Source organism: Serratia rhizosphaerae (genome assembly GCF_009817885.1).
GTDB lineage: Bacteria > Pseudomonadota > Gammaproteobacteria > Enterobacterales > Enterobacteriaceae > Serratia_B > Serratia_B rhizosphaerae.
On the sequence record NZ_CP041764.1, the window covers coordinates 2,191,606 to 2,202,903 of the forward strand.

10 protein-coding genes are annotated in these 11,298 nt (G+C 58.2%); 6 read left to right on the forward strand and 4 right to left on the reverse strand.

Annotated features, from left to right (window positions below):
• Positions 1–223: 223 nt before the first annotated feature.
• The gene (gene hemN / locus FO014_RS10175; protein WP_160029386.1) at positions 224–1,597 is read left to right on the forward strand and encodes an oxygen-independent coproporphyrinogen III oxidase; all 1,374 of its coding nucleotides are present in this window, start codon (positions 224–226) and stop codon (positions 1,595–1,597) included.
• A gap of 41 nt (positions 1,598–1,638) precedes the next feature.
• Here the strand turns inward: hemN and FO014_RS10180 are convergent, their stop codons facing one another.
• The 4 genes from FO014_RS10180 to glnA form a co-directional block, all read right to left on the reverse strand.
• A complete protein-coding gene (locus FO014_RS10180) occupies positions 1,639–1,761 on the reverse strand; it encodes a YshB family small membrane protein (protein ID WP_145961165.1) in 123 nt (40 codons plus the stop codon).
• Positions 1,762–1,871: 110 nt separating this feature from the next.
• Positions 1,872–3,284: a nitrogen regulation protein NR(I) gene (gene glnG / locus FO014_RS10185; protein ID WP_105233113.1), complete on the reverse strand. Its 1,413-nt coding sequence runs from the start codon at positions 3,282–3,284 to the stop codon at positions 1,872–1,874.
• Positions 3,285–3,292: 8 nt separating this feature from the next.
• The gene (glnL, locus tag FO014_RS10190; protein WP_160029388.1) at positions 3,293–4,342 is read right to left on the reverse strand and encodes a nitrogen regulation protein NR(II); all 1,050 of its coding nucleotides are present in this window, start codon (positions 4,340–4,342) and stop codon (positions 3,293–3,295) included.
• 257 nt (positions 4,343–4,599) lie between these two features.
• The gene (gene glnA / locus FO014_RS10195) at positions 4,600–6,009 is read right to left on the reverse strand and encodes a glutamate--ammonia ligase (protein ID WP_160029390.1); all 1,410 of its coding nucleotides are present in this window, start codon (positions 6,007–6,009) and stop codon (positions 4,600–4,602) included.
• A 371-nt stretch (positions 6,010–6,380) separates the two neighbouring features.
• On the opposite strand from glnA, the gene typA reads away from it, so the two are divergent.
• The 5 genes from typA to fabY all read left to right on the forward strand — a co-directional run bounded on the left by typA (position 6,381) and on the right by fabY (position 11,294).
• A complete protein-coding gene (gene typA, locus FO014_RS10200; RefSeq protein WP_105233110.1) occupies positions 6,381–8,204 on the forward strand; it encodes a ribosome-dependent GTPase TypA in 1,824 nt (607 codons plus the stop codon).
• Between the two features lie 165 nt (positions 8,205–8,369).
• A complete protein-coding gene (gene yihX, locus FO014_RS10205) occupies positions 8,370–8,960 on the forward strand; it encodes a glucose-1-phosphatase (RefSeq protein ID WP_160029392.1) in 591 nt (196 codons plus the stop codon).
• A gap of 46 nt (positions 8,961–9,006) precedes the next feature.
• On the forward strand, positions 9,007–9,891 hold the full coding sequence (locus FO014_RS10210) for a virulence factor BrkB family protein (RefSeq protein WP_160029394.1): 885 nt from the start codon (positions 9,007–9,009) through the stop codon (positions 9,889–9,891).
• Positions 9,888–10,325 carry a D-aminoacyl-tRNA deacylase gene (gene dtd / locus FO014_RS10215; protein WP_015962395.1) on the forward strand — a complete coding sequence of 146 codons (438 nt, stop codon included), beginning with the start codon at positions 9,888–9,890 and terminating at the stop codon, positions 10,323–10,325. The genes FO014_RS10210 and dtd overlap by 4 nt, the downstream gene beginning before the upstream one ends.
• Positions 10,326–10,346: 21 nt before the next feature.
• The gene (gene fabY, locus FO014_RS10220) at positions 10,347–11,294 is read left to right on the forward strand and encodes a fatty acid biosynthesis protein FabY (RefSeq protein ID WP_105233107.1); all 948 of its coding nucleotides are present in this window, start codon (positions 10,347–10,349) and stop codon (positions 11,292–11,294) included.
• Positions 11,295–11,298: the final 4 nt, after the last annotated feature.

An 11,298-nucleotide genomic window follows, 5' to 3' on the forward strand; every position in this document is an offset into this window, starting at 1 on the left:
CCAATTCTGCTAATAGCCCTACTGTTAACATGTTATCTGCTGTGGTTATTCGGTAAACTATGGCGGCTGTCGAGGCGCAAAGCGCGCCTTCGCAGCGCTTCCGTGGCCAGACAGCAACGACAATTGCCCATTTCCCGGCCCGGCAGAAAACGTAAACCCAAGGGGTTCTGAGCCGTGGCGCCCGCCGCCCGCTACGCCTTGGGGCGATCGGAAGGAGTGAGCAATGTCAGAACAGGCTATCGTCTGGGATTTGGCCCTGATCCAAAAATATAACTATTCAGGCCCGCGTTATACCTCATACCCAACCGCTTTGGAGTTCAACCAAAGCTACGATGAGGCAGCATTCCAACGTGCCGCCGGGCGCTATCCCGAGCGGCCGCTGTCGTTATATGTCCATATCCCGTTTTGCCATAGGCTGTGCTACTTCTGCGGCTGCAACAAGCAGGTGACGCGTCAGACGCATAAGGCGGATGACTATCTGGCGGTGTTGGCGCAGGAAATCGCCGCCCGGGCGCCGCTGTTTGCCGGGCGTCAGGTCAGCCAGATACATTGGGGCGGCGGTACGCCGACCTACCTGAGTAAAACGCAGATTAGCCGGCTGGTGGCCATGCTGCGCCAGCATTTTGATTTCCTGCCGCAGGCTGAAATGTCGATCGAAGTCGATCCGCGTGAAATCGAGCTGGACGTGCTCGATCACCTGCGCGCCGAAGGTTTTAACCGCCTGAGCATGGGGGTGCAGGACTTCAACAAGGAAGTGCAGCGGCTGGTCAACCGTGAACAGGACGAGGCGTTCATTTTTGCGTTGATTGAGCGCGCCAAAGCGCTGGGCTTTCACTCCACCAATATCGACCTGATTTACGGCCTGCCGAAGCAAACGCCGGAGAGCTTTGCCTTCACCCTTGAGCGGGTTGCCGAACTGAACCCGGACCGGCTCAGCGTGTTTAACTACGCCCATTTGCCGAGCCTGTTTGCCGCCCAGCGCAAGATCAAAGAGGCCGATCTGCCCAGCGCGCAGCAAAAGCTGGATATCCTGCAGCAGACCATCGCCTCGCTGACCGACGCTGGCTATCAGTTTATCGGCATGGATCATTTCGCCCGTCCGGACGATGAGCTGGCGGTGGCGCAGCGCGAAGGGAAACTGCACCGTAATTTTCAGGGCTACACCACCCAGGGCGACAGCGATCTGCTGGGGCTGGGCGTGTCGGCCATCAGCATGCTGGGGGACAGCTACGCGCAGAACCAGAAGGAGCTGAAGGCGTACTATCACAGCGTCGAACAGCTGGGAAATGCACTGTGGCGCGGGCTGACGATGAGCGAAGACGACTGCCTGCGTCGCGACGTGATCAAAACGCTGATCTGCAACTTCCAGCTGAACTACCGGCCGGTTGAGCAACAGTACGGTATTAACTTCGTTGATTATTTTGCTGAGGATCTGCAGCTGCTGGCGCCATTCGAACACGACGGGCTGGTGGCGCGGGATGAGCAGGGCATACGCGTGACGCCGCAGGGACGCTTGCTGATACGCAATATCTGCATGTGTTTTGATATCTATTTGCGCAAGCAGGCGCGCGCGCAGCAGTTCTCCCGGGTGATCTGACGGCGTTACCCGCCACGACCGCATTGTTTGCGGCCGTGGCCTTAACTGAAGAAGTTAATCAGGGCGGCGCACAGCACGGCGGCAACGGCGGCCTGCGGCGTATGGCCCGCAGCGGCGCTGACGTCTGCACCTTGTGAAATAAAAGCGATAAGAGAATCCAGCATGGCGACCTCCGGTTTTTCGCCCCGATCATACTGTGAGTGCGTTGACTGTAAAGTCTAAAGCTGCTGTTTTTTTGTGCGCCCAACGACGTTTTTAACATTGGGCGCGGTGTTTATTCCATCCCCAGTTCTTTCAGCTTGCGCGTCAGGGTATTCCTGCCCCAGCCCAGCAGGCGTGCGGCCTCTTGTTTATGGCCCTGCGTGTGGCGCAGCGCCGTGGTCAGCAGCGTACGTTCCATTTCCGGCTGCGCTTCCGAGAGCAGGTTTTGATGTCCGGAGCGCAGCGCGCTTTCGGCCCATTGCGCCAGCAACGACGCCCAATTGCCGGCGCCAGCCGGCGCGCCGCTCTCCGGCGGCGAGGCTTCAAACAGTTCGGCGGGCAGATCCTGAATCAGCACTTCCTGACCGGCGGCCATCACCGTCAGCCAGCGGCAGGTATTTTCCAGCTGGCGGACGTTGCCGGGCCACGGCAGCCGCGTCAGCGCGGTTTCGGTTTCCGGGTGCAGGTTTTTCGCCTCAACCCCCAGTTCTTTGGCGGCCACCTGCAGGAAATAGCGCGCCAGCCGCGGGATGTCTTCACGACGCTCGCGCAGCGGCGGCAGGTGAACGCGAATCACGTTCAGGCGGTGGAACAAATCCTCGCGGAATTTGCCTTCCTGTACCCGCTGCTCCAGGTTTTGGTGCGTGGCGGCAATAATGCGCACGTCCACTTTCACCGGCGCATAGCCGCCGACCCGATAGAATTGGCCATCCGCCAATACGCGCAGTAAGCGGGTCTGCACGTCCAGAGGCATATCGCCAATTTCATCCAGGAACAGCGTGCCGCCGTCGGCCTGTTCAAAACGCCCCTGACGGATCTGATTGGCGCCGGTAAACGCGCCTTTTTCATGGCCGAACAGTTCGGATTCGATCAGGTCTTTGGGGATCGCCGCCATATTCAGGGCGATAAACGGCGATTTGGCGCGCGGGCTGTGGCGATGCAGCGCATGCGCCACCAGCTCTTTACCGGTGCCGGATTCGCCGTTGATCAACACGCTGATGGATGAACGCGACAGGCGGCCGATAATGCGGAATACGTCCTGCATCGCCGGTGCCTCGCCGATAATATCGGCGGTCGGGCTGCTGGCGGGCTGGCTGCGCGCCGGCTGCTGCTGCTCCTGATAGTGGCTGATGGCGCGCTCCACCAGCGCGACGGCCTCATCGATGTCGAACGGCTTCGGCAGATAGTCGAACGCCCCTTGCTGATAGGCGCTGACCGCAGCGTCCAAATCCGAGTGGGCGGTCATAATGATCACCGGCAGCATCGGGTGACGCTGTTTGATCTGTTTGAGCAGCGCTAATCCGTCCATGCCCGGCATGCGGATATCGGACAGCAAAACGTCGGGAGTTTGCGTGGCCAACGCTTCCAGTACGGCGTTACCGCTGTCGAACGTTGCGCAACGCATGCCGACGCCGGTTAAGGCGCGCTCAAGCACCCAGCGGATGGAGCTGTCATCATCGACGATCCAGACAATCCCTCGTTGCATAGCAAACCTCACTGACGAATAGGCAGGTAAACCGAAAATTCGGTATGTCCAGGCCAACTGTTAAATTCAATTTTGCCGCAATGCTGATCGATCAGACTGCGGGCGATGGATAATCCCAGGCCGGTGCCGCCTTCGCGGCCGCTGACCATCGGGTAGAACAGCGTATCCTGCAGCTGCGCCGGCACGCCGGGGCCGTCGTCTTCAATATCAATGCGCGCCGCCAGCCGGTAGCGCGTGCCGTGCAGGGTGATTTGAAACGCGGTGCGGGTGCGCAGTCGGATGGTGCCGCCGGTCTCCCCCAGCGCCTGCAGCGCGTTGCGGGTAATATTCAGCAGCACCTGTTCAATTTGTTCCGGGTCGTGCGCCAGTTCAGGCAGGCTGGGGTCGTAATCGCGCACCAGCGTGACGTTTTCCGGTTTTTCCAGCGATACCAGCTGGCATACCCGCTCCGCCACCTGGTGGATGCTTTGCGTGATGTGCTGACCGGGCCGCTGCGGCCCCAGCAGGCGATCGACCAGATTGCGCAGGCGGTCGGCCTGCTCAATGATCACCTTGGTGTATTCGGTCAGGGCCGGGTCGGGCAGCGCTTTGGCCAGCAGCTGCGCCGCGCCGCGCAGTCCGCCGAGCGGGTTTTTAATCTCGTGCGCCAGCCCGCGCACCAGATCGCGTGCGGCGACCTGTTGGGCATGCTGCAGCTGTTCCTGGCTCAGACGGCGCTGATTGTCCATCGGCGCCAGCTCCAGCAGGATATAGCCTTCCGGCAGCGCCTGAGCGGTCAGCGACAGAATATGCGCGCGGCCGTCGACCACCAGCGTCACTTCGTTATCGGTAAACCCCTGGCCGGTATTCAGGCTTTCGCGCATCAGATTGACGTTCAGCGAAAAATAGCCGAGCAGATCGGGCAGCGGCGTGCCGAACAGTTTACGGGAACTTTGCGCCAACAGCTGTTGCGCAGCAGGGTTGGCGTAATGCACCGCCAGCCGATCGTCCAGCAGCAGTACGCTGTTGATCAGAGAATTGAGGATCTGCCCCGCATCGGGCAGTGGTTCAGTTGTCATATATGCCCTTCATCTTCCAGGGTGCGGCGCACGGGCTGAGCTTGCTTACCCGGTCAGCCGGCAGACTAAGCGCAGACGCTTTGCACTGTTTTGGTGCATCCATCCTACTCCATCTGTGATGATTGCTAAATGGCGTGGATTTGCAGAAAAAGAGTGTGGAGAAAAAAACCCATCCGAAGATGGGCTGAAAGTTTCCACGGCAACAAAAAAACGACAACTAAAATAGGTGGCGCCGCACGCGGCGGCGCAGGTCAAACTTAAACGCTGTAGTACAGTTCGAATTCAACCGGGTGCGGCGTCATGCGCACGCGGTCCAGCTCTTCTTTACGCAGTGCGATGTAGGCGTCGATCGCGTCGTCGGTGAAGACGCCGCCGCGGGTCAGGAACTCGCGGTCTTCATCCAGCGCGGCCAGCGCTTCGTCCAGAGAACCGGCCACTTTTGGAATCTCGGCTTCTTCTTCCGGCGGCAGGTCGTACAGGTTTTTATCCATGGCGTCGCCCGGGTGGATCTTGTTGATGATGCCGTCCAGGCCGGCCATCAGCAGTGCGGCGAAGCACAGGTACGGGTTGGCCGCCGGATCCGGGAAGCGGGCTTCAATACGGCGCGATTTCGGGCTGGAAACCACAGGAATACGGATAGAGGCGGAGCGGTTACGCGCTGAGTAAGCCAGCATCACCGGCGCTTCGTAACCCGGAACCAGACGCTTGTAAGAGTTGGTGGTCGGGTTGGCCAGGGCGTTGATGGCTTTAGCGTGCTTGATGACGCCGCCGATGTAGAACAGTGCGGTTTCAGACAGGCCGCCGTATTTGTCACCGGCGAACAGGTTAGTGCCGTTCTTGGACAGTGACATGTGGCAGTGCATACCAGAACCGTTATCGCCGAACATCGGCTTTGGCATAAAGGTCGCGGTTTTGCCAAATGCGTGCGCCACGTTGTGAACCACGTATTTGTAGATCTGGATTTCATCGGCTTTCTTGGTCATGGTGTTGAAGCGGGTTGCCACTTCGTTCTGACCGGCGGTTGCTACTTCGTGGTGGTGAGCTTCAACCACCAGGCCCATTTCTTCCATGGTCAGACACATGGTTGAACGCAGGTCCTGGGAAGAGTCGACCGGCGGCACCGGGAAATAACCCCCTTTGACCGCTGGACGGTGGCCCTTGTTGCCGCCTTCATATTTGGTGCCGGAGTTCCAGGCGGCTTCGATATCGTCGATAGCCACGTGGGAGCCGCTGATGCTGCTGCCGAAGCGGATGTCGTCGAACAGGAAGAATTCAGGTTCCGGCCCGAACAGCACGGTGTCGGCAATGCCGGAAGCGCGCAGGAAGTCTTCCGCACGTTTGGAGATGGAGCGCGGGTCGCGGTCGTAGCCTTGCATGGTTCCCGGCTCGAGAATGTCGCAGCGAATGATCAGCGTAGGTTCTTCGTAGAACGGATCCAGTACCGCGCTGCTGGCGTCCGGCATCAGCACCATGTCAGATTCGTTAATGCCTTTCCAACCGCCGATCGACGAACCGTCAAACATTTTGCCTTCTTCGAAGAAATCAGCGTTTACCTGGTGTGCAGGAATGGTGACGTGTTGTTCTTTACCCTTGGTGTCAGTGAAACGCAGGTCTACGAATTTCACTTCATGCTCATTCAGCATCGTCAAAACGTGTTCAGCGGACATACTTAACTCTCCCGGATTTATCGTTGTCGTCGTCGTGGAACGAATCTTTACTACTGGCTTTTTTTCACCTTGTGTAGACTAAAGCGAAAAGCGTGCCAAGTTTAAAAATGGCAACCTTGCGCCATTCTGGGCGGCTTTTACCCATTCCGAGTATGCACCAACAGGAATGCATTGCACCATAAGTGTGCAAACAACCCCATGCAGGGCACTATAATGGTGCAAAATGCGACCAAAGATGACGCGTTGCACCGTGAAAGGGATCACAAACTAACCTGATTAGCATTGTTTATCAGAGATGGCTGTGATCTTGTTTAGTCCCTCGCTTAATACGTGTACAATAGCGCGCTATTTCTAATGCCTGAGGCAAAGCTGTGATCGAAAATTTGCGTAATATCGCCATTATTGCCCACGTTGACCATGGTAAAACCACCCTGGTCGACAAGCTGCTGCAACAATCCGGTACTTTCGGAGAGCGTGCGGAAGCCGCCGAGCGCGTAATGGACTCCAACGATTTGGAGAAAGAGCGTGGGATTACCATCCTCGCAAAAAACACCGCCATTAATTGGAATGACTACCGCATCAACATCGTGGATACCCCGGGACACGCCGACTTCGGCGGCGAGGTAGAGCGTGTGATGTCAATGGTCGACTCGGTGCTGCTGGTTGTGGATGCAATGGATGGCCCGATGCCGCAAACCCGTTTCGTGACCAAGAAAGCGTTTGCAAATGGTCTGAAGCCGATCGTGGTCATTAACAAGGTTGACCGTCCGGGCGCGCGTCCTGACTGGGTTGTCGATCAGGTGTTCGACCTGTTCGTAAACCTGGATGCCACCGATGAGCAACTGGATTTCCCAATCATCTATGCATCTGCGCTGAACGGCATCGCCGGCACCGATCATACCGATATGGCTGACGACATGACGCCGCTGTATCAGGCGATCGTCGACCACGTGTCTGCGCCGGCAGTTGATCTGGATGGCCCGCTGCAGATGCAGATCTCCCAGCTGGACTACAACAACTACCTGGGCGTTATCGGCATCGGCCGCATCAAGCGCGGTAAAGTGAAGCCGAACCAGCAGGTCACCGTTATCGACAGCGAAGGCAAGACGCGCAACGGTAAAGTGGGCAAAGTGCTGGGCCACCTGGGTCTGGAGCGTATCGACAGCGACCTGGCGGAAGCGGGCGACATCATCGCCATCACCGGTCTGGGCGAGCTGAACATCTCCGACACCATCTGCGATCCGGCCAACGTGGAAGCGCTGCCTGCGCTGTCCGTTGATGAGCCGACCGTCAGCATGTTCTTCAACGTCAACACCTCGCCATTCTGCGGTAAAGAAGGCAAGTTCGTGACGTCTCGCCAGATCCTTGAGCGTCTGAACAAGGAATTGGTGCACAACGTGGCGCTGCGCGTAGAAGAAACCGACGATGCCGACGCGTTCCGCGTGTCCGGCCGTGGCGAACTGCACCTGTCGGTGCTGATCGAAAACATGCGTCGTGAAGGCTTCGAGCTGGCCGTTTCCCGTCCGAAAGTTATCTTCCGTGAAATCGATGGCCGTAAACAAGAGCCGTTCGAGAACGTCACGCTGGATATCGAAGAGCAGCATCAGGGTTCCGTGATGCAGGCGATGGGTGAGCGTAAGGGCGACATGAAAAACATGGATCCGGATGGTAAAGGCCGTGTGCGTCTTGACTATGTGATCCCGAGCCGCGGCCTGATCGGCTTCCGTAACGAGTTCATGACCATGACCTCCGGTACCGGCCTGCTGTACTCCACCTTCAGCCACTACGACGATCTGCGTCCGGGCGAAGTCGGCCAGCGTCAGAACGGCGTGCTGATCTCCAACGGCCAGGGTAAAGCGGTAGCGTTCGCCCTGTATGGTCTGCAAGATCGCGGCAAGCTGTTCCTGGGCCACGGTGCGGAAGTGTATGAAGGCCAGATCATCGGTATTCACTCACGTTCCAACGACCTGACCGTGAACTGCCTGACCGGTAAGAAACTGACCAACATGCGTGCTTCCGGTACTGACGAAGCGACCACGCTGGTTCCGGCTATCAAGATGACTCTGGAGCAGGCTCTGGAATTTATCGATGATGACGAACTGGTTGAAGTCACGCCGACGTCTGTGCGTATTCGTAAACGTCACCTGACGGAAAACGATCGCAAACGTGCAAGCCGCGGTCCTAAAGAAGCGTAATTGCTGATTTAGCACGCACTGCTTGGGGCGCCTGTCGGGCGCCCTGAGTTTTTTCTTCTGCTTTCCCCCCTTTCTGCGGCGCGCTATGCGCTTTTCTCCACCTTATCTGTTCAGCCTCTGCTTTTCCCGCTACAGTGAAACCTCACCGGTCGTCAGGAGGGGACTATGCTGTATATCTTTGATTTAGGTAACGTGATCGTCGATATCGATTTCAAACGTGTGCTGGGCGTATGGAGCAATCTGAGCGGCACGCCTTTGGCGGCGCTGGCGGAACGTTTTAGCATGGGCGAGGTGTTTCAGCGCCACGAGCGGGGGGAAGTGACCGATGAAGAGTTTGCCGCCCGCCTGTGCGACGAAATGGGCATCGCGCTGAGCTTTGAGCAGTTCGCCGCGGGCTGGCAGGCGGTATTTGTCGCGCTGCGCCCGGAGGTGATCGCCATCATGCAGCGCCTGCGCAATGAGGGCCACCGGGTGGTGGTGCTGTCGAACACCAACCGCCTGCATTGTAACTACTGGCCGCAGCATTACCCGGAAGTGGCGGCGGCGGCGGACCATCTCTACCTGTCGCAGGATCTCGGCCTGCGTAAACCGGAGCCGGCCATTTATCAGCGGGTGCTGGATGCGGAAAACACGCCGGCGGAACAGGCGGTATTCTTTGACGATCATCCCGACAACATAGCGGCTGCGCGGGCCATGGGCATTACGGCGGTATGGGTGACCGATCGCGATACGGTGCCGGCCTATTTTGCCGGTTAAGCCAGGCGGGTTAAGCTTAAGACATACGAACTGACAAGGAGTGAGTATGTCGTTTTTCCGTAGCAAGAAGCTGCCGTCATCCGTAAAACCGGGCGTCACCTACGGTCGGTTGCTGCTCAAGCGCATCGACAGCGATGGCCTGACCATGTTGGCGGGCCATCTGGCGTATGTATCCCTGTTGTCGCTGGTGCCGCTGATCACCGTGGTGTTCGCGCTGTTTGCCGCCTTCCCGATGTTTTCTGATATCAGCGAGCAGCTGAAGAGCTTTATTTTTTCCAATTTTGTACCGGCGGCCGGTAATGTTATCCAGCGCTACCTTGAGCAGTTCGTCGCCAACTCCAACAAAATGACCGCCGTCGGCACCTGCGGCCTGATCGTTACCGCGCTGCTGCTGATCTCCTCCGTCGACAGCGTGCTCAACACCATCTGGCGCAGTAAAAACAAGCGGCCGATCGTCTACTCGTTTGCAGTGTACTGGATGGTGCTGACGCTGGGGCCGCTGCTGGTCGGGGCCAGTATGGCGATCAGCTCCTACCTGCTGTCGCTGAACTGGCTGGCGCAAACCGGCGTGAACAGCCTGGTGGATCAGCTGCTGCGTATTTTTCCGCTGCTGCTGTCGTGGGTCTCTTTCTGGCTGCTGTACAGCGTGGTGCCGACGGTCCGGGTACCGCCGAAGGATGCGCTGGTCGGCGCGTTGGTCGCCGGGCTGCTGTTCGAACTGGGTAAGAAGGGCTTTGCGCTGTACGTCACCATGTTTCCTTCTTATCAGCTGATATATGGCGTGTTGGCGGTGATCCCGATTTTATTTCTGTGGGTCTACTGGAGCTGGTGTATCGTATTGCTCGGCGCGGAGATCGCCGCCACGTTCACGGAGTACCGCGCGTACAAACAGCAAAAAATTGAGCAGCAACAGCAGGATAAACCGTCATGATTGCATTGATTCAGCGAGTATTAAACGCCAGCGTCACGGTAAACGGCGAGACGGTAGGCAAAATTGGCCCAGGTTTGTTAGTGTTATTGGGTGTAGAGCAAGATGATAACGAACAGAAAGCCGAGCGTTTGTGTGAACGCGTACTGGGCTACCGCATTTTTGGTGATGATAACGGCAAGATGAACCTTAACGTTCAACAGGCTGGCGGCAGCGTGCTGGTGGTTTCCCAGTTTACGCTGGCCGCGGACACGCAAAAGGGCATGCGGCCCGGTTTCTCGCGCGGTGCAGAGCCTGCGCAGGCCGATCGGCTATATCAGTATTTTGTTGGCCAATGCCGCGAACGCGGCGTGGAAACACAGACCGGCGAGTTCGCGGCGGATATGCAGGTCGCGCTGGTGAACGACGGTCCGGTGACGTTCTGGCTACAGGTTTAAAAATTTGGAGAGAAGGCGTCTATGTATCACCTACGAGTACCCGTTACAGAACAAGAACTGAAGGATTATTACCAGTTTCGCTGGGAAATGCTGCGCAAGCCATTGCACCAGCCGGTGGGTTCGGAAAAGGATGCCTATGACGCCATGGCGCACCACCAAATGGTGGTGGATGAGAATGGCAAAATCGTCGCCGTTGGCCGGCTGTATATCAATGCGGATAACGAAGCGGCGATTCGTTTTTTAGCGGTCGATCCCGGCGTGCAGGACAAAGGGCTGGGTACGCTGGTGGCGATGACGCTGGAGTCGGTGGCGCGTCAGGAAGGCGTGAAGCGCGTGGTGTGCAGCGCGCGTGAGGACGCGGTGGCGTTCTTCGCCAAACTGGGGTTTGAAAGCCAGGGGGAGATCAGCGCGCCGCAAACCTCGCCGATCCGCCACTTCCTGATGATTAAGCCGGTGGCGACGCTGGACGATATTCTGCACCGTCCCGACTGGTGCGGACAGCTGCAGCAGGCCTGGTACGATCATATTCCGCTCAGTGAAAAGATGGGGGTGCGCATCAGCCAGTATACCGGCCAGCGTTTTGTCACCACCATGCCGGAGGTCGGCAATCAGAATCCGCACCATACGCTGTTTGCCGGCAGCCTGTTCTCGCTGGCGACGCTGACCGCCTGGGGGCTGATCTGGCTGCTGCTGCGCGAGCGCCATCTGGGCGGCACCATCATTCTGGCGGATGCGCATATCCGTTACAGTAAACCTATCACCGGTCGCCCGCGCGCGGTGGCCGATCTCAGCTCGTTGAGCGGCGACCTTGACCGACTGGCGCGCGGCCGCCGTGCCCGCGTGCAGGCGGAAGTGGTGCTGTTTGGCGATGATGATAAAGGGGCGGTGTTTGAGGGCATCTACATGGTGCTGCCGGCCGAGCCGGAAGTCCCGCTGGATCAGGGTGGCTGCGAGGCCATTCCCGAATAACCAA

Coding starts and splice junctions, on each gene's coding strand:
- glnG (WP_105233113.1), bottom strand. CDS start 3,284: ATGCAACGAGGGATTGTCTGGATCGTCGATGATGACAGCTCCATCCGC.
- yihX (WP_160029392.1), top strand. CDS start 8,370: ATGCTGTATATCTTTGATTTAGGTAACGTGATCGTCGATATCGATTTC.
- fabY (WP_105233107.1), top strand. CDS start 10,347: ATGTATCACCTACGAGTACCCGTTACAGAACAAGAACTGAAGGATTAT.
- glnA (WP_160029390.1), bottom strand. CDS start 6,009: ATGTCCGCTGAACACGTTTTGACGATGCTGAATGAGCATGAAGTGAAA.
- dtd (WP_015962395.1), top strand. CDS start 9,888: ATGATTGCATTGATTCAGCGAGTATTAAACGCCAGCGTCACGGTAAAC.
- hemN (WP_160029386.1), top strand. CDS start 224: ATGTCAGAACAGGCTATCGTCTGGGATTTGGCCCTGATCCAAAAATAT.
- glnL (WP_160029388.1), bottom strand. CDS start 4,342: ATGACAACTGAACCACTGCCCGATGCGGGGCAGATCCTCAATTCTCTG.
- FO014_RS10210 (WP_160029394.1), top strand. CDS start 9,007: ATGTCGTTTTTCCGTAGCAAGAAGCTGCCGTCATCCGTAAAACCGGGC.
- FO014_RS10180 (WP_145961165.1), bottom strand. CDS start 1,761: ATGCTGGATTCTCTTATCGCTTTTATTTCACAAGGTGCAGACGTCAGC.